Source organism: Paenibacillus medicaginis, from assembly GCF_042138635.1.
Classification (GTDB): domain Bacteria; phylum Bacillota; class Bacilli; order Paenibacillales; family Paenibacillaceae; genus Paenibacillus; species Paenibacillus medicaginis.
Window position 1 is genome coordinate 54,465 of sequence record NZ_JBHIRY010000023.1, and the last position, 23,841, is coordinate 78,305.

General features: G+C 48.0%; 25 protein-coding genes and 2 pseudogenes. 19 read left to right on the top strand and 8 right to left on the bottom strand.

Annotation, left to right across the window (positions count from 1 at the left end):
• Positions 1–4 precede the first annotated feature (4 nt).
• Genes walK through ACE5LO_RS20130 form a run of 4 tightly spaced genes read left to right on the top strand, consistent with a single transcriptional unit; the run spans position 5 to position 4,673 of the window.
• Complete coding sequence (gene walK / locus ACE5LO_RS20115) at positions 5–1,756, top strand: cell wall metabolism sensor histidine kinase WalK (protein WP_375521814.1); 1,752 nt, start codon at positions 5–7, stop codon at positions 1,754–1,756.
• The gene (locus ACE5LO_RS20120) at positions 1,753–3,060 is read left to right on the top strand and encodes a YycH family regulatory protein (protein WP_375521783.1); all 1,308 of its coding nucleotides are present in this window, start codon (positions 1,753–1,755) and stop codon (positions 3,058–3,060) included. Before walK ends, ACE5LO_RS20120 begins: the two co-directional genes overlap by 4 nt.
• Positions 3,061–3,110: 50 nt before the next feature.
• The gene (gene yycI, locus ACE5LO_RS20125; protein ID WP_375521784.1) at positions 3,111–3,863 is read left to right on the top strand and encodes a two-component system regulatory protein YycI; all 753 of its coding nucleotides are present in this window, start codon (positions 3,111–3,113) and stop codon (positions 3,861–3,863) included.
• A gap of 3 nt (positions 3,864–3,866) precedes the next feature.
• Entirely contained in the window at positions 3,867–4,673 is an 807-nt protein-coding gene (locus ACE5LO_RS20130; RefSeq protein WP_375521785.1) for an MBL fold metallo-hydrolase, read from the top strand.
• Here the strand turns inward: ACE5LO_RS20130 and ACE5LO_RS20135 are convergent.
• Positions 4,642–4,848, bottom strand: coding sequence for a hypothetical protein (locus ACE5LO_RS20135; protein ID WP_375521815.1), 207 nt, complete (start codon positions 4,846–4,848; stop codon positions 4,642–4,644). The two genes, ACE5LO_RS20130 and ACE5LO_RS20135, sit on opposite strands and share 32 nt — an antisense overlap.
• Positions 4,849–5,213: 365 nt before the next feature.
• Between ACE5LO_RS20135 and ACE5LO_RS20140 the strand changes: the two genes are divergently transcribed.
• The 4 genes from ACE5LO_RS20140 to ACE5LO_RS20155 all read left to right on the top strand — a co-directional run bounded on the left by ACE5LO_RS20140 (position 5,214) and on the right by ACE5LO_RS20155 (position 10,935).
• Positions 5,214–6,455, top strand: coding sequence for a S1C family serine protease (locus ACE5LO_RS20140; RefSeq protein WP_375521786.1), 1,242 nt, complete (start codon positions 5,214–5,216; stop codon positions 6,453–6,455).
• A gap of 335 nt (positions 6,456–6,790) precedes the next feature.
• Positions 6,791–8,263 carry a glycosyltransferase gene (locus tag ACE5LO_RS20145; protein WP_375521787.1) on the top strand — a complete coding sequence of 491 codons (1,473 nt, stop codon included), beginning with the start codon at positions 6,791–6,793 and terminating at the stop codon, positions 8,261–8,263.
• The gene (locus tag ACE5LO_RS20150) at positions 8,247–9,788 is read left to right on the top strand and encodes a glycosyltransferase (RefSeq protein ID WP_375521788.1); all 1,542 of its coding nucleotides are present in this window, start codon (positions 8,247–8,249) and stop codon (positions 9,786–9,788) included. Before ACE5LO_RS20145 ends, ACE5LO_RS20150 begins: the two co-directional genes overlap by 17 nt.
• A gap of 304 nt (positions 9,789–10,092) precedes the next feature.
• On the top strand, positions 10,093–10,935 hold the full coding sequence (locus ACE5LO_RS20155; protein ID WP_375521789.1) for a hypothetical protein: 843 nt from the start codon (positions 10,093–10,095) through the stop codon (positions 10,933–10,935).
• A 78-nt stretch (positions 10,936–11,013) separates the two neighbouring features.
• On the opposite strand, the gene ACE5LO_RS20160 is transcribed toward ACE5LO_RS20155, so the two are convergent.
• Positions 11,014–11,259, bottom strand: a complete 246-nt coding sequence (locus ACE5LO_RS20160) for a YxeA family protein (protein ID WP_375521790.1) — start codon at positions 11,257–11,259, stop codon at positions 11,014–11,016.
• Between the two features lie 41 nt (positions 11,260–11,300).
• Here ACE5LO_RS20160 and ACE5LO_RS20165 point away from each other — a divergent pair, with 41 nt between their 5' ends.
• The 6 genes from ACE5LO_RS20165 (at position 11,301) to ACE5LO_RS20190 (ending at position 15,375) form a co-directional block, all read left to right on the top strand.
• Positions 11,301–11,468, top strand: a complete 168-nt coding sequence (locus tag ACE5LO_RS20165; protein WP_305754029.1) for a CxxH/CxxC protein — start codon at positions 11,301–11,303, stop codon at positions 11,466–11,468.
• A 288-nt stretch (positions 11,469–11,756) separates the two neighbouring features.
• Positions 11,757–12,236, top strand: a complete 480-nt coding sequence (gene rlmH, locus ACE5LO_RS20170; RefSeq protein ID WP_375521791.1) for a 23S rRNA (pseudouridine(1915)-N(3))-methyltransferase RlmH — start codon at positions 11,757–11,759, stop codon at positions 12,234–12,236.
• An 88-nt stretch (positions 12,237–12,324) separates the two neighbouring features.
• Positions 12,325–12,909 (top strand): DUF6932 family protein, encoded by a 585-nt coding sequence (locus tag ACE5LO_RS20175; RefSeq protein ID WP_375521792.1) that lies wholly within the window; start codon positions 12,325–12,327, stop codon positions 12,907–12,909.
• Positions 12,893–13,954, top strand: coding sequence for a hypothetical protein (locus ACE5LO_RS20180; RefSeq protein ID WP_375521793.1), 1,062 nt, complete (start codon positions 12,893–12,895; stop codon positions 13,952–13,954). The genes ACE5LO_RS20175 and ACE5LO_RS20180 overlap by 17 nt, the downstream gene beginning before the upstream one ends.
• Positions 13,955–14,077: 123 nt before the next feature.
• A complete protein-coding gene (locus ACE5LO_RS20185; protein WP_375521794.1) occupies positions 14,078–14,458 on the top strand; it encodes a hypothetical protein in 381 nt (126 codons plus the stop codon).
• A gap of 794 nt (positions 14,459–15,252) precedes the next feature.
• Positions 15,253–15,375, top strand: a complete 123-nt coding sequence (locus ACE5LO_RS20190) for a hypothetical protein (protein ID WP_375521795.1) — start codon at positions 15,253–15,255, stop codon at positions 15,373–15,375.
• A 143-nt stretch (positions 15,376–15,518) separates the two neighbouring features.
• On the opposite strand, the pseudogene ACE5LO_RS20195 reads toward ACE5LO_RS20190, so the two are convergent.
• From ACE5LO_RS20195 to rsgA, 6 genes and pseudogenes are all read right to left on the bottom strand, one after another.
• Positions 15,519–15,764 (bottom strand): annotated as a pseudogene (locus ACE5LO_RS20195) (transposase); the annotation flags it as partial.
• 8 nt (positions 15,765–15,772) lie between these two features.
• The gene (locus tag ACE5LO_RS20200; protein WP_375521796.1) at positions 15,773–16,033 is read right to left on the bottom strand and encodes a transposase; all 261 of its coding nucleotides are present in this window, start codon (positions 16,031–16,033) and stop codon (positions 15,773–15,775) included.
• A pseudogene (locus tag ACE5LO_RS20205) lies at positions 15,918–16,271 on the bottom strand (IS5 family transposase); the annotation flags it as partial. The gene ACE5LO_RS20200 and the pseudogene ACE5LO_RS20205, both read right to left, overlap by 116 nt.
• A 112-nt stretch (positions 16,272–16,383) precedes the next feature.
• Positions 16,384–16,914 carry a hypothetical protein gene (locus ACE5LO_RS20210; protein ID WP_375521797.1) on the bottom strand — a complete coding sequence of 177 codons (531 nt, stop codon included), beginning with the start codon at positions 16,912–16,914 and terminating at the stop codon, positions 16,384–16,386.
• Between the two features lie 356 nt (positions 16,915–17,270).
• Complete coding sequence (locus tag ACE5LO_RS20215; protein ID WP_375521816.1) at positions 17,271–18,287, bottom strand: phosphotransferase; 1,017 nt, start codon at positions 18,285–18,287, stop codon at positions 17,271–17,273.
• Positions 18,277–19,347 carry a ribosome small subunit-dependent GTPase A gene (gene rsgA, locus ACE5LO_RS20220; RefSeq protein WP_375521798.1) on the bottom strand — a complete coding sequence of 357 codons (1,071 nt, stop codon included), beginning with the start codon at positions 19,345–19,347 and terminating at the stop codon, positions 18,277–18,279. Before rsgA ends, ACE5LO_RS20215 begins: the two co-directional genes overlap by 11 nt.
• A gap of 785 nt (positions 19,348–20,132) precedes the next feature.
• Here rsgA and ACE5LO_RS20225 point away from each other — a divergent pair.
• The 5 genes from ACE5LO_RS20225 (at position 20,133) to ACE5LO_RS20245 (ending at position 23,830) form a co-directional block, all read left to right on the top strand.
• Positions 20,133–20,765 carry a hypothetical protein gene (locus ACE5LO_RS20225; protein ID WP_375521799.1) on the top strand — a complete coding sequence of 211 codons (633 nt, stop codon included), beginning with the start codon at positions 20,133–20,135 and terminating at the stop codon, positions 20,763–20,765.
• Between the two features lie 125 nt (positions 20,766–20,890).
• Complete coding sequence (locus ACE5LO_RS20230; RefSeq protein WP_375521800.1) at positions 20,891–21,310, top strand: VOC family protein; 420 nt, start codon at positions 20,891–20,893, stop codon at positions 21,308–21,310.
• A gap of 155 nt (positions 21,311–21,465) precedes the next feature.
• The gene (locus ACE5LO_RS20235) at positions 21,466–21,915 is read left to right on the top strand and encodes a YdeI/OmpD-associated family protein (RefSeq protein WP_375521801.1); all 450 of its coding nucleotides are present in this window, start codon (positions 21,466–21,468) and stop codon (positions 21,913–21,915) included.
• A gap of 229 nt (positions 21,916–22,144) precedes the next feature.
• The gene (locus tag ACE5LO_RS20240; protein WP_375521802.1) at positions 22,145–22,828 is read left to right on the top strand and encodes a response regulator transcription factor; all 684 of its coding nucleotides are present in this window, start codon (positions 22,145–22,147) and stop codon (positions 22,826–22,828) included.
• Positions 22,829–23,830, top strand: a complete 1,002-nt coding sequence (locus ACE5LO_RS20245; protein WP_375521803.1) for a sensor histidine kinase — start codon at positions 22,829–22,831, stop codon at positions 23,828–23,830.
• Positions 23,831–23,841: the final 11 nt, after the last annotated feature.

A 23,841-nucleotide genomic window follows, 5' to 3' on the forward strand; every position in this document is an offset into this window, starting at 1 on the left:
GGCTATGCAATTGATCGGCGTGTATTTCGTCAGTTCCATGAAGAACTCGCTGACAAGCAATTTCACACAGGATTTGCAGGCCCGGGCTGAAATGCTGGCCGTGCTTGCGGAGCAGGATCTGGGCGGAAGCGGCGGCAAGAGTGTGGAAGACAGTGTGGAGAGCCTGCGCGCGCGCGTGAACAATCTGTTTGATTTCAGCGGTGCCGAGATTCAGGTGCTGGACGCGAGCGGCAAGGTGCTGATCACCTCCCAGGGCTCGCATGCCGATTATGTCGGCCGCAAAAACACGCAAACCGTGGTTAGCCGTGCGCTGCAGGGCATCCGCGATAATGAGGAATATATGATCGACGAGGACAATGTGCGCAAAAAGGTCGTGGCCAAACCGGTCATCAGCGACGGCAAAATTGTCGGTGCCGTCTACATTGCTGCCTCCATGGCTGAGCTGTATGACACGATGCAGCGGATCAACAACGTGTTTCTGTCCGGGATGCTGATCGCGCTCGGACTGACCGCCGTACTGGGGGTCGTGCTCGCTCATACAATCACCCATCCGATCAGGCTGATGACGAAGCACGCGACAGCCGTGGCGGAGGGCAATTTCGCTCAGAAGATGCCCGTGTTCGGCAGCGACGAGATCGGACAGCTGAGCAGTGCCTTCAATTATATGACCAGCAGACTGCGCGATGCGCTCGCCCAGAACGAGGAAGAGAAGGAGAAGCTGTCTTCCATTCTGTCGAACATGAGCGATGGTGTCATCGCAACAGACGAGAACGGGCGGGTCATTCTCGTCAACCTGCGCGCCAGCTCCATGCTCGGGGTGAACAACAACGAGATTGCCGGCAGGCATATCGCGCTGCTGCTCGGTCTCGATCCGGAGGAAGCGGATGCCCTGATTACAGGCGTGCCCGCATCCGCATTGCTGCAGTTGGAGCCGCAGGACCAATCCGAGCCGATCGTTATCCGGGTCACGTTCACGCCGATTCACCGCCGCGAGATCGGCATTACTGGCACCATAGCCGTACTGCAGGATGTGACCGAGCAGGAAGAGATGGAACACACGCGGCGCGAGTTCGTGGCGAACGTGTCGCACGAACTGCGGACACCGCTGACGACAATCCGGAGCTACGCGGAGGCGCTGGACGAGGGCGCTATGCAGGAGCCGCAGCTTGGCGAGCGCTTTGTTGGCGTCATCCGCAACGAGACTGAGCGGATGATCCGGCTCGTTACGGATCTGCTGCACCTGTCCAGACTGGATTCCAATGAGGCTCCGCTTCGTATCCAGCCAGTGGATGTTGAAGAACTGCTGGAGGACGTGGCGGACCGCTTCTCGTTTCAAATGCAGGAAAAGCAGATCACGGACCGGGTCATCATTGAACAGGGCATCGGCGCCGTTATGATGGATCGGGACCAGGTGGACCAGGTGCTGGATAATCTGGTATCGAACGGACTCAAATATACGCCGGAAGGCGGAAGCATTATGATCGAGGCCCGCCGCAGTGGCGGATTGCTTGCGATATCCGTGCAGGACACAGGCATTGGCATCCCGAAGAAGGATCTCGACAGGATTTTCGAACGTTTTTACCGTGTCGACAAAGCCCGTTCGCGAAACATGGGTGGAACAGGGCTGGGTTTGTCGATTGCCCGGGAAATTGTCAAAGCGCATGGCGGCACAATCACTCTGGAATCCGAGTTCGGCAAAGGTACGCGTGCGACGTTTACACTGCCGCTGCCGGGTGAAGGGAGGGAAGCGCAGTGAAAGAACGCCTGAAGTCGGCAGCGCTCACCGTTCTGGTATTGGGAAGCCTGGTGCAGAGCTATTTCCTGATCTACCGTCTGCCTGGAAGTGGCACGCTTCTTACATCGGAGACGAGTTATGTGCAGACAGAGAATATGGGCCAGGAGCAGAGTGTTGAGGATCTGATATTCCCTGACCGGATGATCATCCATATGGGGGAAAACAAACATACGGTGTTTTATCCGGGAACCACCTTCTATGATCTGATTCTTTCGCGTCTGGAAGGGCGGATCTTTGAAAGCTATCAAAGACGGAGCATCCAGTCTGCAGACTGGAACACAATCCGCGAGAAGAACAAGGGGATTGAGCTTTCCTTCAGCGGGGGTGTGCCGGTTACGCTGCTGGAGCGGCTGATGCGGATCACACCGGACCCTGTCTTTCGCGCGGAAACGATCAACCGGATATGGATCTATACGGACAGTCAGGCGTCGAAGACGCACGCGCTGTTCTTCAGCACCCGCGGAGATGTCGTATATGAAGCGACCCAGGCGGATTTGACGGTTGAGGATGTGCAGCAGCATGTAGCCTTTGGTATCAGCTCACCGCCATATGAAATGGTAGACGGTCAATATTACATCCCTCAGGAGGATCTGGAGGTTGAGCAGCCTGTCGTGCTGTCGGGATTGTTCACCATTGAGCAGATGCAGCGCAACCTGTTTTTCGACCCGAGCATTACGCGTAATATTCAGGAGAAGGATGGATCGGAAATTTATACGGACAGCAAGCGCAGTCTTCAGGTGAAGCAGGAGCAGCGCTGGATGAGCTATACGGACCCGGCCGCCCCTTCCTCGGAGGAAAACGACACCGTCCGTGATCTGCTTGCAGGTGTGGAATTTGTCAACCAGCATGGTGGCTGGGACGGCCGCTACCGGTTGGCGATGCAGAGCAGCCTGGATTACGGGACCAAGGTGTCATTTCAGCAGTATTACAAGTCCTTCCCGATGATGGACAAGCCCTCCTTTCGCTTCGGGACCATTCAGCTGGAGATGCAGCAGGAAACGGCGTCTGTCTACGAGCGCTCACTGCTGTATCTGAAGGGCGGAGAGGACTCTGCCAAAAAGGTGATGCTGCCCGGGGGAGAGAAGCTCAAGCAGCAGTTAGCCAAGCAGGCGGAGGGCCAAGCCGTTACCGGCATCAGCCCGGCTTATGTGCCGAAGCTGATCGACCAGGGAATTGAGCTTGTGCCGGTATGGCGGGTTAAGCTGGACAACGGTGGCGAGTTTACGGTGGAGGCGTCCTCTGCTTCTGCACAAAGCAGCAGTTGATCGCCAGCGCAGGCAAGTGCTGTGATTGAAGGAATGAAGGAGGAACAGGAATGGATTGGAGCCGCGCCAAAAATGTGCTGATTTTCACCTTTTTGCTGCTGAATCTGGTGTTGGGCTACCAGCTGTGGAGCGATATGCGCGAGACAGCCGGTCCGTCGCTTGATTTCACGTCCCTTGACGCAGATACGCAGCGGCTGATGGAAGAGAAGGGCATTCAGGTGCTGGCTCCCATTCCCGGCGGAACACCGGAGCTGCCGAAGCTGTCCTATACGTACGTGGAAGGCGAGAACGGGAAAAGGGTAAAGCTGGCCAAGCCGGTGGACAGCAAGCTGATTTTCAGCCAGCCGGAGCTGACGGAGGCGCTGCGTTCCGAGATTCCGGATATCGCCAGCTACGATTACGATCCGCTGGCGGAATATGATTCGGATGATGCTTTCGGCGCTTTTGTGCTGCATCCGCTTGTGGAGGGTAGATGGCCCCTTTTTAAGGTGGATCTGGAGTTGTATTACAGTAATCAGAAAATTACAGAATATCGCAAAATTCCGGTAGAGCTCACGACGACGGAGGAAAAGGAAACGGCACTGCCGGCGGCGAAGGCGCTGGGCAGACTGGTGGATAATTATTTGCCGATGGAAGCGATAGTGAAGGATATCCGGCTGGGATATTACGGGCGTGATTTTAACTCGGACAACCAGGTGGCCGTTGCGGTATGGCGGTTCATTCTGGAGGATGGACAGGAGTATTACGTACAGATGAACGGTGATGTCATCAGCCCGAAGACGGAACAAACGGAGGAATTATAAGCAATGGGCATATCATTTACCGTCCTGTCGAGCGGTTCGACAGGCAATGCGACGGTGGTCCGCAATGAGGACACCACTTTGATGATCGACGCCGGGCTCAGCGCAAAGCGCATTGAAGAGCTGCTGCAGGAGCGTGATCTGAGCGGAGCGGATCTGGACGGCATTCTCGTTACCCACGAGCATTCTGACCATATTAAAGGCCTGGGGGCGATTGCACGCAAATACAACCTCCCGATCTATGCCAACGAGAAAACCTGGGCGGCGATGGCCAAGTCCATCGGCGCTATAGAAGAAGTGAATCGCATGATGATGGAGACCGGGGCGACCATGGAGCTCGGCTCCCTGCAGGTGGAATCGTTCGGTATTTCCCATGATGCGGCCGAGCCGGTGGGCTACAATTTTTATGACGGGCCGGAGAAGCTGAGCGTCGCCACCGATCTCGGCTATGTCAGCGACAAAGTGAAGCAGGCGATTTCCAAAGCGGATGTGCTGGTCCTGGAGGCGAACCATGACGTGGAAATGCTGCGCATGGGCCGTTATCCGTGGAATATCAAGCGTAGAATTTTGAGCGACATCGGCCATTTATCCAACGAAATGGCGGGAGCGATCTTAAGTGAGCTGCTTGACGGAAATACAAAGCGGACGTATCTCGCACATTTGAGCCGGGATCATAATATGATGGAGCTGGCTAAACTGACGGTGCGCGGAGCGATGGAAGACCGCGGCTGTTTTTATAAGGACTCTGAATTCAGGCTGTGCGACACGTATTACGACAAGCCTACGCCATGGGATAAGGTGAGTGAGCCATAAAGCTGTCCATCTCGGCGGCTTTGTGCTCCACTTCTTCACGGGTCAAGAGTCCCTTTTCCACGAGCAGTTCAATCAGCGTGCTGAGCGCAAGTGTGTTGCGGTAATGTTCTTCCTTCAAGTCCGCCAGCTTGGCGACGATCCCCACTTCCTCCATAGTTGTACGATAGCGTTCCATCATGCATTTCTCCTTTCAAAAAAATGAACTTGTCCACTTAAAACGCCTCTGTTTTTTAAAGTGGCATATGATACAATACAATTACCAAATACAAAGATTTGGAAGCTGCACAAACAGCCTGATGAATGCCCGCCAAAGCGGTAGTGCATGTCTACTAGTCTCTTTACTATTGTAGTCAGGTTTGGTGAAGATCATTCCTCTTTTTGCCTCTATCCGGTTCGTCCGCCAGCGTGTATGCTGGAAATGCTGGCTTGTGCTGCGGCAAACGAGCAGAAACTATGAAATGTTCACAGTTTCATTTGGCAAGGGAAGTTTGTAGTGATAAATAAGTAACCGGTATGTGTCAAGAAGGGGAGAGGATCAGCATGGGCTTGTTTGATGACGACTTTTACTCGGCTAAAGTGTCGGGACGCAGCTCGAAGAATCCCGTCTCCGGACCCCGTCATAACAAGGCCCGCTGGCCTGGGAGAACAAGACGCTTGCGACGGCCGTCGATGCTGCAGACCGCGGCTGTCAGCGGTGCGATCGGCGCGATTGTGGCTGTGCTGCTGTTCGGTTTTATTACAGGTCTGCCGGGCACCACGGCATTCACCGGCGCCAATGGTTATAAGTCGCTGTCCTTCTCCGCAGACCCGTATGAGCGTATTATACAGGCGGCTGCCAAGGTGCGTCCTGCGGTCGTAAGCATTGTAAATTACCGGGACGGGCAGGGAGCAGCGCTGGCCGATTCGGCGCTTGGCTCAGGTGTAATCTTCCGCATTGCCGGGGGCAAGGCTTACATCATGACCAACAATCATGTGGTGGAGGGTGCCGAGGACCTTGAAGTGGTGACGGTAGACGGGGAGAGCAAGAAAGCGGAACTGATCGGCAAGGACCGCATAACGGATATCGCGGTTCTGGCTGTTAATGATAAGAACATGGATACGGTTGCCGAGATTGGCGATTCCAGCCGTCTGCGTCTCGGTGAAACGGTGATTGCCATCGGCAATCCGCTCGGACTCGGTGATACGCTTACTTCCGGAATTATCAGCTATACGAACCGGATCATCCCGGTGTCCATTAATCAGGATGGTGTATATGACTGGGAGCAGAGTGTCATTCAGACGGATGCCGCTATTAACGAAGGCAACAGCGGGGGAGCGCTGGTCGATCTGAACGGGCGTGTCATCGGCATAAATACGATGAAAATTGCAGATACCGGTGTGGAGGGACTGGGTTTTGCCATTCCGGCGAATGAAGTGATGGCCACGGTCTATGATCTGATGGACGATGGCGAAATGGAGCGCCCTTACCTGGGCGTATACACAATTGATCTGGAAAATCCATACGCTCCGATTGATGACGAGCAGCGCAAGGAGCTGAAGCTTCCGGATGAGGTCAAGTCAGGGGTTATTGTGCTGGAATCGCACGGCCCTGCGGAGGAAGCCGGCCTGAAGCTGAATGATGTGATTACAGCTCTGGACGGAATGCCGATTAAATCTACACTGGAGCTACGGCGCTATCTGTATGATCACAAGGAGATCGGCGATAAGATAGAAGTCACCTATTACCGTCTGGGCAAGGCCGAAAAGGTGACGGTGACCCTGACGGATAAGCCTGATGAATAAGGCTGACGAATAAGGCTGATATATCCGTGGAGTTGCCGAAGTTGGCTACATAGCCGAAATAAATAATAACGGGAAGCAAAGAGGATCGGGCAAGGGCAAGACTAGCCCCGGTCTTCTTTGCTTCCCGTATTTTTGTCCAGAGGATCAAGGAGACTTAACAGTCTCAACTGTGCTTGGAATGATCCGTATACCTGATTCGTTCACTTATTGGAAAGTCAAAGAGTTGAGAGATATATGGAAAATCGTGTTTTCATCATAAAATTAAAGTTCCCTACATTCATTTTTCCGGGATTCCGAATACAGTAAAGCAAAATCTTCTGAACAGGAGTCAAATTATGAGTACTTATATCCCTGTGGAGCTTGCGAGCAGATTTATAAAATTCGGCAGCAATACCTTCATACAAAAGGACGGGATCTTTACCCATCCGGAACAGGTCAGCATCGGGAATGACGTATTTATTCGTGCCCCCTACAGGATTCAGACACGAAACAGGCTGTTTGGCGAGGAAGAGGGCAGTGCAGCCAAAATTAGCATTGGTGACGGCTGCCAGATCAACATGGGTTTGAGCACCGATATCGATTACAATCTAACCTTGCGAAAAAATGTATTAATTGATTCACATGTCACCATGACCGACCATGGTGACATTGAACGCAGTCCGATTTCCAGATACAAAGAAGGGGTTCTTTTGGAGGAAGGCTGCTGGATCGGGGCAAACAGCATCATTCAAGGGCCGCTTCGTGTAGGTTTTGGCAGTGTGGTAAAAGCGGGAAGCATCGTTACTGGGGACGTACCCGATTATGCCGTCGTCGCAGGAGTACCTGCGGAAATTGTGAGTTTATACATGCCTTCCTTGAACCGTTGGGTCAAGGTTTCATCTGCCGGCGAAGCCCGCTGTTTGCTTGATGAGAGACGGAAGCAGCCGCTGCTGTCGATCTGTATTCCCACGTATAACAGGGCCGATTATCTGGAACATTGCCTGAACTGTATTTTATCCCAAGTCCGGGGAAATGAACTGATTGAGATCATCGTATCCGATAATGCTTCAACCGACCGCACACCTGTTTTGCTAAGCCGACTTGCCGAGGAATACGAAAATTTCAGCTTTACGCGCAACAGCAGCAATACCGGTGCCGATCTTAATATTTTCAAAGTAATGAATCAGGGAAACGGTACGTTTATCAAGCTGCAGGGCGATGATGATTTTTTTGTGGAAGATACCATTTTACCGTTGCTCAATCTCGTTTATAACCATCAGGATTGCGGGGTTATCTATGTAAATGTCCGAGGGGATGACCGTGTAGTCCATAAAGGCCACGGTTTATCAAACTTTGTTTCCGCCACATCCATTTATGGAACCTTCATCTCTTCAATATTTCTGCGCCGGGCCGATTTGGAAGCTCTTGAGGAGCCTGCCGATCTATTCATGTCTTCCTGCTTTAATCAACTGTATCTGCAATACGCCATTCTGGAAAGGAACCCTAATTATTGTATTTGGAACCGGAGCCTCTTCACCTATGCCGGGTTATCCTCGGATGACTATAATTTTGGTGAGATTGTGTTCAGCAGTTTCCCTTCGATTCTTGAGCATTTTGTGGGACGCGGTATTTCATTGGAGGAATTCAGCACCCAAAAGTATCTGGTTTTAATGACCTATGCTCTCCCCTGGTTCAAAGTCATATTGGAGACTAAAGCGGTTGCGGATACGAACGGCTTTGAAGAAATTTATACCGAACATTACCGGGAAGAACCTTATTATCAGGATGGGTTGAAATTAATGGCAGAGATACGTGCCAATTGGGGATGAAGTCCGCGAAATCCGATTAACTGAAAGGAGTACTCCAATGAATTTTATGAATCCCGTAGCCTCAAGCGCTCTTTATCACTGTGGCGAAGAAACGGTTTTGGAAGCAGGACACTTCATATTTCACCCGGATGAGGTCTCAATTGGTTCATATGTCCACATTCGATCAGGTCATTGGTTTAGCGTCATATCAAAAGGAAGAGGAAGGACCCCTGTTATTCGCATCGGGGACGGCTGCATCTGTGGGGAGAATATGACGATTTCAGCCTTGAACAGCGTTGAGCTTGAGTCTGGTGTACGAATTGGCCGGCAGGTTAGCATTTCCGATACAGATCACGAATATCAAGAGATAGGCAAAGCGATTTTAGCCCAAGGCATAAATGACCATCATGGCGCATTGTCGATTGGTGAAGGAGCCATTATCGAAGATAACTGCGTGATTCACGGTAACCTGCGAATTGGCCGCGGAGCTATTATTCGGTCCGGAAGCGTGGTTGAGCAGCCGATTCCGGATCACTGCATCGCCGCAGGAAATCCGGCCGAGATTATTAAAGTTTTCAATTATAAAACGACGGAGTGGCTGTCTCCCCGGTCGGCAACTGAACGAGAACAGATGCTGAAAGAACGGTTTGACGGGCCCTTCCTTTCCATTTGCATTCCTACTTATAATCGGTCAGCCAACCTGGAAGCATGTCTGCAATCGATTGTAAGTCAATTGGATAGTTGCTATGTACCCGTAGAAGTATTGATCTCCGATAATGCTTCAACCGACAGTACGGCGGAAGTTGCAGCAAAATTCAGCGCTTTGTATCCTTACATTACCTATTACCGCAATGACGAAAATATAGGGGCAGACCGCAATATTTTCAAAATTATGAACATGGCTAAAGGGACTTTCATCAAGCTCCAGGGAGACGATGACTTTTTTGTAGAAGGCACACTCATGCCTTTAATCTATACCATACAGCAGCATCAGGATTGCGGTGTGATTCATATCCATGTGCACAACCACGACGGCAAGGTCTTCAACGGTGAAGGAGCGTCAGCCTTTTTAAGGGCTTCTACGATTATGTCCACTTTTATTTCAGGCACCATATTGCGCCGGACGGATCTGGGGCGAATCGAAGAACCGGATCTTTTTATTAATACTTCTTTTAATCAGATGTATATCCAGTACGCTATTCTTCAAAAAAACCCTTTGTTCTGTGTTATTCACCGCGGCCTGTTTCGATATGCGAATAACCCGCCTTCCGGATATAATTTTGGCGAAGTTGTTTTTAGGGGCTATCAGAAAATTCTTCACTACTTTATTGGCAAAGGACTGACGGAGGAGGATGTCAGTGCTGAGAAGAAGCACTCTTTATTTAAATATATTTTGCCTTGGTACCGCGACCTTGTTCTAAAGCAATCTCCCACGGATCTCAGCGGGTTCGAAGAGCTTTTTACGGAACATTTCAGGGAAGAGCCCTATTATGAGGAAGTATTGCAATTCATTCAGCAGCTTAAGGCCTCTGGATCCATGCCCTGATACGCCTGAAAGGGTTGAGCGAATTCCGGGACCGTACCCGATCAACTGATGGAATAGTTGCCTTGCTCGATATGTCCCGGAAATCGCAAGCAGCTGGTGTTTCTTGCGGTTTCCTTGTGCAGTAAGTGCAGCCTGGGTGATCGGATAAATCAAGAAAAAAAGGTTCCCTGCTGCTCGCCAGCATTGGAAATCAAGCAATCAGCAAATTATGGGGAAATTCGCTAAAATGCGGCTATTGACGAGTAAATCAGACTATTATACCTTTGGATGGGATGGAAAATAACGAAGGAGGGTGATTGCCAAAATGTCGGAAATTGATTTAAGAAACTACCGCGATTTGGACGGGCTCGTCAAGCTTTTGCGAATGGCCTATTCACTTGGAAATTGGCCTGAGCTGATCGATATTGCAGATCATCTGCATGTGACGGCTCGTGGCATGTATGAGCAGCCCGTACATACAGAACGCCCGCTGGTGTATTACTATGGGTTCAGTTTGCTCATGAAAGGAATTGCGTTCAGAAAGCTGAAAAATTATGCGGAGGAAAGGCGCTGTATCCGTCAGTACTCGGATCTGGGCTGGTTTCAGAATTTGGATGACGATGGAATCAAAGAGATTCAACGTCTGAATTTTCTCGCCAAGGCCAACAGCTTTGGACTTGATTTATTAGAAGGCAAAGTGGAAGCGCTCCCAAAATATGTTCAATTCTTAATAGATCATCCTCAAGAAATGGCACCCGGTCTGGTCAATATTTTGGAGGCAGCACTGCTTCATGATTTTGATCTAAATGATGAAGTCGACGCACTCATCGAAGAATTTAACCCCGACACCATGGAAGCCGACCCTCTCATTTTCTCTCGCTATACCAGATTTATGTACCTTCTCATCATTTATCGTCTGAGAAATCAGGATTACAGGAAGGGCTTGGCCTGTACGCTGCATGCATTGGACAAGTATATCCATCTGAAGGATATGAGTGGTTTTAAAAGGTGTATAGCTTTGTTCGAGATGTTCCGCGGCTATGCTTCGCCCAGCCAGATCAAGGAATATCAAAGCATACTGTCATGCATTGTACAATCGGAGCTGATGGAAGATGACATGGCCTTCGACGGCAAGCAGATCGTACCCTCTTGGGAAGGCGCTGTTTAGAAGAGCAGGTACGCGGAAGACGTTATTTCTGTTCAGACACAGACTATTTAAATATCGGACAGGTTTTGGCATTTCCCCTCAGGATTCTTCCAGATGAATGCGGATCTCCTCAGGAATGTCCTCCAGCTCTACCTCTTCAAAGGAGATCAGAACCCCCTTTTTCTCAGTCAGCTTCAGGCAGGCTCCTTTATGCAACTGATCAGTATCAATGCTCCAAACAGAGATAACCAAATGGGGGACAGGTCTTTTCTTTCCGTGTGAGGTGTGGTAGAACAGAGAAGTGGCTAGAATGATAGATACCAGAACAGGAGATCTATGCATCAAGCCGCTCGCTTCACAGGTATAACGGAAAGGGATGCTATTGAATGTACGTCGTATGTAAAGAACATGTGGAACTGGCGATCGATCTGTTTGTCGATGAATTTGAGGACGCACCGGATGTGGTGGACTTGAAGGAGACGGAATTCTCCGATTGGGACCCGCCGGTCAAATGCTCGCAGTGTGATCAGCATGCCGAGTTTCTGATTGTATAACCGGATATGATTTGAGTACATGAAATGATCCGAGCAGGAGAGCGTGACCGGCGGGAGAGCGTCTGGCGCGCTCTTTTTGGCATTCGTCATTGTCAAAATGGCTCGTATGGGGCTAAGCTGAGAGAAGAACAGGGAAAGACGTCAGAACTGATCAAGCGACCGACTCCTGGAAGGCGGAATCCATGGTGCTTATCATGCGGTATAGGCGGCCTTTTTACATAGAATGATCGTTGAAGGTAAATCCTGCGGGTTAGAACAAGTATGTGTTAAAAGAAAGGGGTGGCAGCCGTGTTCATACAAATTATTGGGGTCGGCAAATTGAAGGAAAAATACCTGGTGCAGGGCATTGCAGAGTATGCCAAGCGGCTCGGCCCTTATATGAAATTCGAGGTCCTGGAGGTGCCGGACGAGAAAGCGCCGGAAAATATGAGCGAGGCGGAGGTCCGGCAGGTGAAAGAGCGCGAGGGCGAGCGGCTGCTCGCGCTGATCAAGAACGAGGCGCACGTGATCGCGCTCGCCATCGACGGCAAACTGTGGAGCTCGGAGGAGCTGGCCGCCGAGCTGGACAAGCTCGCCACCTACGGCACGAGCCACGTCGTGTTCGTCATCGGCGGCAGCAACGGCCTCTCCGACGCTGTCCAAAGGCGCGCCCAGCAGAAGCTGAGCTTCGGGCGCATGACGCTCCCGCATCAGCTAATGCGGCTTGTGCTGGTGGAGCAGATTTACCGGGCGGTGAAGATCAATCGGGGGGAACCGTATCACAAGTAACGGCAACGGTTTTTGAGGGTCTAGGGAAGATTTATCCATACTGAAAGCCTTAAATTTCTCGTGCTTTTTTTTGGGTTAAAATGGTATAATGAATAATCCAGAAGTTTTGTTAATGAAGGGAGAGGTATTAATGGCTCCAATTCCAGATTTCATAGATGAGTATCATTTGCCACCGGGTGAGCATATATGTTCATTTGAAGAAGTTGAAGAACGATTTTTGAATACCGACTCTCGTAAAAAAGTGTGGTCTGATTTTAATGGATTATATGATCGACTCTGTACTCTCGGGATTAAGCCAAAATCAATTGTTGTTGATGGTAGCTTTGTAACAGGTAGGAAAGATCCTGGAGATGTAGATTTTGGTGCATTGTTTCTTCCAAGTGTGGTTAAAGCGGCTCTTACCAACATACAAGATAAATACGATAAGGATGCAGTTCAGATTCTGACTACTCCGACTCAACAAAATCAATCATTAATTCGAACACTATTTGGCACGCATATGTTGGTTGCACCAAATGAACACGGTCTAAGACAGATATCGAAGTTGTTTAGAACTGGTGGAGAGCAATTTGGCAAGTTAAGGCCTCCTGATCCCAAAAGAGATCCTGATTGGGTAACAATTCCGAAAGAAAAGGGAATACTAAGAGTTAATTTAGATGAAGTGGGTGGGTGAAATGTCAAACACCGATCAGTCTTTAATACTTCAAGCAATAAATGATCTTAAGGAAGCTAAGGACTACATGGAAAGTATCAAAGACGATTTTAAGGACGATGCTGAACTTTTGAGTTTTTACCTTCCATCTGCAGAAGAAATGGTTAGACAATTCGAGGTGCGACTGAAGAACACTATCGAACAAGAAGCTGGAGTTGAAATAACATTACAGCAAGAATCCAAATTGCCGGAGATTTGGATTCGACTTCAGGGAGAAAAGTTCCTTCGAGGCGCTGGACCTATTGACGCTGTTGGCTCGTTTTTGCACAAACTAAATCAAGCAAGTCACAAAGTCATAAAGTTGCTTCATGCAGATAAAACACGCTTTGCCCCATCATTCTTCAATTTAGTTGCAACTGCAGAGGGGAGCTTAAAGCTTGGGTTAAGTACTCCTAATATAACAGTTGAAGAAAGTAGTCAGCTTCAACTCGATTTAGAAGATCCCTGGGACAAGATAAAAGCATTGAGTCAGAATAACGAAAGAGCACTAAGAAGTCTGCAACTCATAATGGTTGCACTAGATTCCGAAGATGAAGAATCAATGGAGCAACTTCAACGAGAATTAGGTAGTCAAAATGATGTCTTAAAGTTATTACACTATGCTAAGGACATTGCCCCAAGTATTAGATCAGACATCGACCGTATTTCTTTTGAAGGATTGAATGTTCCTAACAAGAGCAAAATTGTCAGTGCAGATAAACAAACAAGAAAGACTTTATCTGAACGAGCCAAAATTTTGAAGAGGGATACACTTTATATCGAAGGTAGGGCTTTAATACGACAACAAGATATGGATACTCTCTCATTAACAGCAAGGCCTTTAATATTAGATGATAATAAACAGTATGGGGAAGTCAAGTGTGTATTCACAACTCAATTTTCTCCTGATGGAGATAATTATTTGAATAAATTGGTAACTCTCAGTGGTTTTTTGATTTTTGGTGCAAATGAACAACCCTTGCGCTTAGAAATCGATGATTTAAACATTGAAGAGGAACAGGAATAGTTTGGTCAAGCATTCGTTGGGGCTGGTTACCGCCAGCCCCTTTCGTATTTTCGTCAATAGCCTTGTTAAGCCGAACCATACTATAAAGTAACGGCCACATATTCGAAAAAGGAGAATAAACGTATGAGCGACATTGAAAAGAAGCTGAGCAACAAAAAGCTCAACACGCATATGAAGGAGATGCTGACATCTACCTTCGACATGGACATGATTGCTAAGGCCATTACGCATTTTGCCTTCCGGAATGGACCAATTGAAGATATGCACGCTGATCAGGAGAAGAACTTAACCGATAAAGACATGATGGTGCTGAACAAATTTGTACACAATCGATTAGCTTACGTGTTTGAGTTGATTATGCAAGAGAGATGGACAGAGTTTGCTTTTTTGATTGAGGGCCAGAAATTCTATGGGACCGAGTGGGATAAGAGTGTTCCTGATGATGGTGGGATGAAAGAGCTAATTCAGTGGCAGCTAGAGGCAGCTGCGGACAAAGAGCAATAAAAAGAAAGTATGTCTACTGTGGCTGTAGACATACTTTTGGTCTTTTAGATTAAAGACATAAGGTTTGCTCGGAGTTACTGGACTTCTGGTCTAACACAATTGATTTTGTGCTAAGAAATAAGGTAACCCGATCTATTTCCCTACTTTGAGTAATCGTAATTTCCTTTATCAGCGTGTGTACAAGCCGCTTGCGCTTCTCAATTCAAGGGGATCGAGTGGCTAAGACATACACTCAACTCCTTTTGTAACTGGTTAGTCGCCCGCAGAGACAATCTTAGTGTAGCATTGTCTCACTTTTTATAAGTGGCCATGTTGAACCTCACAGTTTGTCAAATTCGAGCAAACTCTTGGATTTACTATGAGCGAGGTAGGATAATCTGCTAAGTTATCTAGAACCACCTTAGGCGAAAGTTGTAAATGCTTGATTTTTTGTAAAAAAGTTTATGGCGGAGGTAAAAGAACTTTTGGCATATTGCAAACAGAAAGGGTAAGGAATATACTATTAATAGGGCTAACAACCCTAAACTAAACTACGGGTAAGTTCCGTAGGCTAGAAGAGCATTAAAAGAGAAAGGCTCACTGCTCGTGAGTCAATAAAAATTCCCCTGATAATGGGGCGAGATGAAATAGTAGACTCTACTTAGATGTCTAGTGAATGCACTCTCTATGAGTGAAAAAAGACGACGAAAAACGGTAGTATTAAAATCGGAAATGCAGATACTTGTATCTGCAGAGCAGGTAATTGAAAATTATGTTCTGCCTAGTCTCGGTACGTACCTCATGGGGGTTACGTAATGAGAAGAAAAAGGAAGAACAAGGGTAAGATACGCGATATTGCCGAGCAGTATATGATCGGGGTTGCGATTGGCCTAACTGTAGGCTTGTTGCTCACCGTCATACAAAGGCTGTGGAAATGATCGCGTAACAAGAAAGAGGGGACTGCAGCCCCTCTTTTTGTTTTCGTTGCCGAAGCCTCCAACGCGGTGAACCCTACCATAAGTGACGGCGAAAAATTTTAAAAAATTAATTAGGGCGTGTCTGAAAACTAACCTTAATGGATCTATTTCAGCAAAATCATAGCAGAAGCCAAATAGGCAAAGCTCAAAAAGTTGCGAGCAAGTTTATCATATCGAGTGGCGATCCCCCGGAATGGTTTGAGTTTATTGAAAAAACATTCCACGACGTGGCGTTCCTTATATCGATGGAAATCACATTCCCATGGATCGGCAGCATTGGACTTTGGAGGAATACAAAACGTCGCATCCTGGGATGTAATATGATCTCGAATCGCTTGGGTTCCGTAGGCTTTATCGGCTAAACGACGCTTCCAGACAGCGCTACGCCCGAAAGAACATCAACGGCCACCGAGCAGTCATTTCGATTTCCCGCCGTTAACACCAAGCGAATCGGATTCCCCAGCGCATCCACTACGGCGTGGATTTTGGTGTTGCGCCCGCCCCGAGAAACTCCGATTTCTTGGTTGGTTTCGGCATGTTCGGCCCTTTTTTGCCCCTGCCGCATGCTGGTGAACTTTGCAGGAAGTGCTGTCCAAAGAGACTTCCTGCAAGTCCGCATCGCGAGTCAGGAACTCGAACATGTTTTGAAAAACGTCGTCTTTACTCCACAAACGGAATCGGGAATACACGGTTTTCCAAGGACCAAAATGTTCAGGCAAATCACGCCAGGGAGCACCTGTTTTGGCTTTCCACAACATGGCATTCAGCATGATGCGATTCGGTTTAGAAGGTCGGCCTTCACCCGTGTTTTCGGGCGGCAATACATCTTTAATACGTTCCCAGTCTTGATCATTGATTTCATGGCGTTTTCACACATTCCTTCACGATTTCATCTTGGTAAAATTATGATACAGCTTGACTTTTGAAGCAATACCTAGTTTTCAGACACGCCCTAGTGTCTTCAACGCCCTAGGAACTTTGAACCCTAACATGAGACTCCGCCTTATCTGAAAAATCTTTATCTTTAAATAGTTCAAGAATGTAGTCCGCAAGTTCATTATCCGTTAAGTCTTTATAATGTTCTCCATCAATACCCATCGCTTCCAAAAAAGTCTCTGGCAACAATCGATACTCGAACCTTAACAATTCCCCTAGTGTAATTGGGTTCTCATCATTGAACAATCTGTTGTTTTCTTTGACTTCCTTTGTGTAATTTTCTTCATTAACCTTTTCAATCGCATATAATATTCGATCCAAGAAATCGAAATCTACACCAACCATTTGTGTTATAAGTGCCGTTTTTACGTATGCATTTATCAATTCCATCACTTCAGTCCATTCCATATTGCCCTTACCGTAATTTAAATTTGTGAAATTAACACACACTCGAATTATCTCTGAAGTACTTAACTCCTCAGTTTGATTTTTTGGAAGTATGCTTTTTAAGTTTTCCAATTGCTCTAACATCTCTTCATTAACTCGTAGACTAATTGACTTCATCTCAAACACTCCCCATTGTATTACTTCGAAATACATTGTAATACATCATATAGTCGAATTAAGGAAATGTCAAACGAGCTAAAATTCTCTTATGTATAGGTACCTTCACTCATTTCCATTTAAGAGAAGGCGCCCACTTCTTGTCTATTTCAATACATCATTATTGTGCATTTGGGATATACACCTCCTTTCGTAATTTTCGCCGTTATGACCGTTAAGCTGAAGCGTAACATAAATAACGGCAAGCTTTTCGTGGATAGCCCCAACTCAAAGCCGAGGGTTATGAGGAAACCACGGAAGTGGTTTCCCCGCTTTATTGCCGTTATAGACAGTGCGGCGAACAATAATTTTTAGAGTCAATCCTGCATAGGGCTGGTCTTCATTTCATAGATTTTTTGGAGCGTCTGGACATGCTTCGTCTTTTCTGCATCGTTCTCTGTGTGGAGGTATCCTTCCACAAGCCTGTACCCGAACATGAGAAGGATCAGCTCATAGACGCAAGGATCGGTGATAGGGGATATATCCGCATACTCTGCAAAGCCTTTGTAATACGCGGGGACGCATCGCTGGTAGTATTCAACCATGTGATCGATGTCCGCTTCATCCGCAATCAGGCTTGCGAGGTCCTCACCCAGGTAGCCCCATCCGCTGGTATCCCAGTCGATGAGCACGATTTTTCCGTCGGTATAGATCAGGTTGGTCACCCAGAAGTCCCGGTGGCATAGCACGAGGGGCAATTTTTCGATGCGAGCGAGTATCTCGTCTGCGTGCTCATCGATGTCGATGAGCATTTGCAGCACGTGCCGAGGGAATTCGCAGTCCTCCGAGCGGATATAATCGTAGACGATCGGCCATGACCGGTAGTGCAGATACGTATTCTTCATCAGATCCGCATGGCTCAGGTTGGTCAGGCTCTGCAGCACGGCGGGCTGCTCCACATACAGTTTGCCTTGATAGCGACCTAACTCCAGCGCAGCCTGTTCATACATGTCACCGGTCAAGTCCAAGCCGGTGACGCCATCGATATATTCCAGCCATAGCTGGAATTCATTTTCTTCGGCATTCATCTCGGCGTGATAACAGGTCGGCCAGCGGAAGGCATCCGAGAACGTTGCTCCCAAGTCAGACGTATAGAGATCATATTCCCGACGCCACGAACCCGGATCGTCATAACGTTTCCATTTCTTCTGAGTTTTTAGCACGACACGGTACGGCAACCTTTCGCCAGCCGCGGTTTCGGCGATCCCCGTTATCAGGGACACATTTCCCACAGTTCCGCCCTGTAACGGAATGGTTTGGCAGTCGGCGGAGAGAATATCCGTCTTGAAGCGTTGGCTTAAGGCATGGATGAGCGTTTCGAGTTTAATGTCTATTTCTGCCACCCCCGTGTTTCTTCGTTTGTTTGCTCCAAATCGTTTTCGAGCCCTTTTGTCGGTTGAGGTAGCTCGTTTTATTCCGGACATCCTTATTCTCTTGCTGCTGGGCAACATAATGCTCCCACCGTTCACGCGGCAATGAACCGTTGGCAAGCGCGGCGAGAACGGCGCAGCCCGGCTCGGCTTGATGGCGGCAATCCGTAAAGCGGCATTGCGCGAACCATTCCTCCACATCGGTAAAGCCTGCGCGGATGCCTTCGTCGGCATCAAAAAGCCCAAGCTCACGCATACCCGGCGTATCGATAACCATCGCGCCGGAAGGGAGCATGAACAGCTGACGATGCGTTGTTGTATGCCGCCCCCGGCTGTCGATCTCCCGGATCGCTTGAACCTTCATTATGTCCTGTTCCGCCAACGCATTGAGCAGAGAGGATTTACCTACGCCGGACATGCCGAGAAAGACGACCGTTTTACCAGGCATCAAGTAAGGATCGAGTTTGTTCAGCCCCAGGCCGATATGACTGCAGATCGCGTGAACCGGCACATCGGGGATGCTTTGTATAACTTCTGCGAGCAGGAGATTATAATCTTCAACGAGATCAGCCTTGGTCAGAATGACAACCGGCTGGCCGCCACTCTGTCTGGCTTGTGTCAGGTACCGCATGATGCGGGTAACGTTGAAATCTGCATTCAGAGAAGAAAGGATAAACACATAATCAAAGTTGGTTGCGACGACCTGTTCCAGCACGGTTTTGGCATAGCCTGCGGCATGCCCTGAATAATCCGCGCGTGAGAACTTGGAGCGGCGGGGGAGTACCGTAGCGATGAGAGAATCTCCATTCTCGTTATCGTGCAGCAAGACAAAATCGCCGACGCATGGAAAGTCTATACGCGTTTGTGCGCTGCGATAGAACGCACCTTTGAGTACCGCCGTTACTTCGCCGCGCTCGGTCATGACCGTGAAGCGCTCTCGCCGAAGCTCCGTCACCCTGCCGGGCAATAATCCGTCGGGCATGACTTCAATTCCTGTGTAGCCATAGGCTTTTAAGTCCATCATGTTTTTTTTGTTAGCTCCTTTAGTGTTGTTTTTTGGACGCAAAAATGCCACGGACAAGCAGCCTCTGAAGAAGCTGTTGTCGCGTGGCATCAGGACGCAAAAAAGATACGACCTTCATCGTATCCTGCAAACAACAATATTCACGAAAGGTTACTTTGGATGGCATAGCAAATAATACGGGCGTTTTCCCGCTTTGTTCGCATATGCCTGCTATTCAATTTTAAGACCAAACCACCCTATAAGTAGCTGCCATTAAAACCATCTCCCTTCGTGTCAGGAACTCGCTTATCGCTAAGCTATCTCCAAAATAACCCACCTTAGCCAAAAGATCAAGCGCATATTGTGTCGGTCTGCCCCATCGAGTCTGCTGTTGATAAGAACTTCCGAGCGCCAAAAGGCAGTGTGAGTGCTTCCTCAAGTTGTTTGAAAGAAACGGCGTCGATGACGACCTGGTAAGGCAGATGGATAGATTGAAACATAGCGGATTCTATTTCTCCTAGATGCAACTTGCCGATATGCGCATGAGACAAACAATCAAGCTATTTTTGCAAGCAGATATCGCTCAATTGCCTGCAAGTGAGGTATCATAAATTTATCTTAAAGAGGTGATTAAGGTTTTGGTTGGCTGTGTACCATCATGCCCAACCATTTTCAAAATACACATAAAGATATCGTAAGGAAGGACACGTTGGCGATAAGTGGCGCTGTGCTCACCTTCTGTGCAGGCTACAATGTGAGGATGATTTCTGAATAAAGGAATTTAATAAAAGGCGAGGTGTAAGATTATGAGTGTGTTAGAACACTTACCGGAACCGGAAAATTTAAAAAAACTAATGATCGTCCAAGCAGCTCTGAATATGATTCTTTGTGAGACGGAATGGCTTCGTTATCATAGCTTTGTTCAAGAATGGGATGATGGAGTCTGCGTGGCAAAAATAGATAATGGGGCAGGGGATCATCTTATCATGTTGTTTTCCGCTGAAGGCTCCATCATAAAGGGTTTCGATCATGAATCTCAGTTAAGCCCGTATGCACAAGACGAACATAAGGTATGGCTAGGCATTTATGATAACGTTCCGAACGAATTATTATCTCTGTTGGAGCATGAAGGAATTGAAAAAGAAGATGTGACTTTTTGTATGTGGCGTAAAACTAGTGATTCGAGCTGGCAGAAGGGAAACGTTAAAATGCCAAAAGGAGCAGATGATGGGTCTGCTTTTTTAATAAATGCGATTTACCGGACACCAGAAGAGTTCGTGCAATTTGCGAAAGATTATTATGAATTGGTCCTGCCTGTAGAAGTTGTTGAAAAAGTTTACGAGGGTGTCCCTATTACTATGGAGATGATTCAAATGCTAAACCCTGATTGTGCTGCAGAGGCAGTTTATCGAGAGTTGGAATCAATGAGGTTAATTTAACGAAACAAATGACATTGTGCTAATGAGGAAGTGTAGCTTAATCAGCTAGTAGTATATAATATTTCATAGAAATGATATCTGATGAGTACAGAATTTTATTGAATTTATATTGGAGGGGTGCAGGTATGGGCATGAGAGTAAAATTAGAAGGAATCACTGTTTTGGCGCTTGATGTTCCTAGATTGACCAGCTTTTATCGTGATGTCCTGGGATTTAAGGTGATTATTGAAGAAGGACATTACACTGAATTTGAGAATGATGGCGTTCGTCTGGCCATTTTCGCGGCACCATTAATGGCGGATAACACAAACGGTCACTATTCTTTTGTAGAAGAGCGTAAAGGGCAAGCTTTTGAGCTTAACTTCGAATGTGCTTCTCCTGAGGATGTCTACGTTATGTATGATGATTTTGTTTCAAAAGGGGCTACAGGGATAACAGCGCCGAAGGTGACGTCCTGGGGGCACACCACGGGCTTCTTTGCAGATCCGGAAGGCAACATTCATTCCCTCTTTGCAGTTAACCCCGTTACGGCAGAGAATGCCTAAGAAATACATCCCAAGAAATTGTCAGAGCTAAAAAACAGCGGTTCGCAACTCTGTTCACATTATGAAAAAAATCAGCAAAATGGACTCGAATAAAATTGGATGAGATGAAAAATGATTAACAAGGCAGTCTCTATGAGAAAAGGGAGGGAAATTTCATGAAATTTAAATCGACGCTTCAACTCAGCAAGAAAACAGCGACCGGCATTGAAGTCCCGGACGAAATCGTAGAGGGGCTCGGAGGAGGCAAGAAGCCGGCTGTTAAAGTAACGATCGGCTCTTATACCTATCGCAGCACGATTGCGTCGATGGGCGGTAAATTCATGCTTCCTGTCAGCAAGGAGAATCGCGAAGGGGCAGGCATTCAGGCCGGGGATGAAATCGAGGTCGAACTTGAACTGGACACCGCGCCGCGTGAGTTAATCGTGCCGGATGATTTTACGGAGGCGCTTCATCGTCATGGGGAGGCCCGGCAGTTTTTTGAAGGCTTGTCTTACAGCAACAAGCGCCGGTTTGTATTGAATATCGAGGGTGCGAAGAGTGCTGAAACCAGACAGCGGCGCATTGAAAAGTCCGTCGGCTTGCTGCGCGAAGGCAAACTTCAATAATGATGTCAGACAGGAGGGCGTCCAATGGGGCGCCTTTACTTTTCGCTTCAGAATGATACGAAAGCCACTGCAGGAGTTGGTTGCTACCAGCTCCTTTAGCATTTTCCGTCGATATACCCGTTAAGCCGAACCCTGCCATCAGTAACTGTGAAACCTGCCCAGAAAATCTGTTATAATATCGAAACTAAGCTGAGGAGTGAATTTACTCTAACATAAGGATGATCTGCATATGAAAATTTTATTAGTCGAAGATGATAAGACGATCGCGTCGGGACTGGAATATTCGCTGCAGCAGGATGGTTATCAGGCCGTTCTCTGCCATGATGTAGCTTCAGCCAAAAAGATGCTCACCGAAGACATCGATCAGTTTACTCTATGCTTGTTCGATTTACAGCTGCCGGACGGAAACGGCTATGAGTTGTGCAAGATGGTGAAAGAGCGGCGAGACATGCCGGTCATCTTCTTAACGGTGATCGATGATGAGGTCAATGTCGTGATGGGACTCGACATGGGAGCCGATGATTACATTACCAAACCTTTTCGAGTCCGGGAACTTCTCTCCCGGATCAAGTCTGTCTTGCGGAGATACCAGAAGCCGTCCCACGCCGGAGCGATCATCGACATCGACAATGTCCGAATCCATACGCTGGAAGGCAAAGTGTATAAAAACGGTGCCGAAATTCCGCTAACCGCCCTGGAATATCGCTTATTGCTGATCTTCGGCAACCACGTTGGGCAGGTCCTCACAAGGAATCAGCTGTTAGAGCAAATCTGGGACGTGGCTGGCGACTTCGTGAATGACAATACGTTAACGGTCTATATCAAAAGGCTGAGGGAAAAGCTGGAGGATGATCCAGAGCAGCCGACTTTGATCAAAACGGTACGCGGTTTAGGCTATAAGGTCGGTGATTAGATGCTGCGCAATCGGGAAATTCAGATGTTATTACTCGTCATGGGCTCGATCAGCATAACGGCAGTCGTCGTCGCTGCTTTCATTTCGTTCGTCGCCGCGGCATTCGTTTTTATTGTATCCATGCTGCTTATGGGCACGAGTTTGTTATTCACAAGGTGGAGATACCGCGAGTTAGCGAAGCTCTCCGTCTATTTACGGGAAATAAGCAACGGCAATGATTCCCTTGACGTTCGCGATAACCAGGAAGGCGAGCTAAGCATTTTAAAGAATGATATTTACAAAGTAACGCTCATGCTATCGGAGCACCGGTCGCGATTGCAGCGGGACAAAATGCAACTGACGGATGCCATATCCGATATTTCACATCAGCTCAAAACGCCGCTCACCTCCATGACGGTGATGGCTGATTTGTTAAGCGCCCCTGACCTGCCTCCGGCCAAAAGAACGGAGTTCACCCATCATATTCGCATCCAGTTGGAACGCATCGATTGGCTTGTTTCTTCCTTATTAAAGCTATCGAAAATCGATGCGAAGACCATCCCATTCAAAAAAGAGCGCATAGCCATGAAAAACCTTATCCAAAAGGCATTAGAGCCGGTTATGATTCCGATGGATATTAAGGGACAGACCGTTTCCATCGCGGGCGATGACCATGTCTCTTTTGTCGGCGATTTCAATTGGACTGCTGAAGCGGTCATCAATATTTTGAAAAACGGCGTGGAGCATACGCCTGAAGGCGGAGTGATCACCATCACATTTTCCGAAAACGCGTTATTTACGGAAATCGTCATTGCTGACAACGGAAAAGGCATTCCGAAAGAGGATTTGCCTTATATTTTCAAACGTTTTTACAAAGGAAAGAACGCCAGCGAAGGGAGCATCGGTATAGGGCTTGCGATGGCTCACAGCATCATTGCCAGCCAGAACGGCGTGATCGATGTGACGAGCGGCAGCGAGAAGGGTACGCAGTTTCGGATTAAATTTTATAAGCACGTGATTTAGCGGCACGCCGT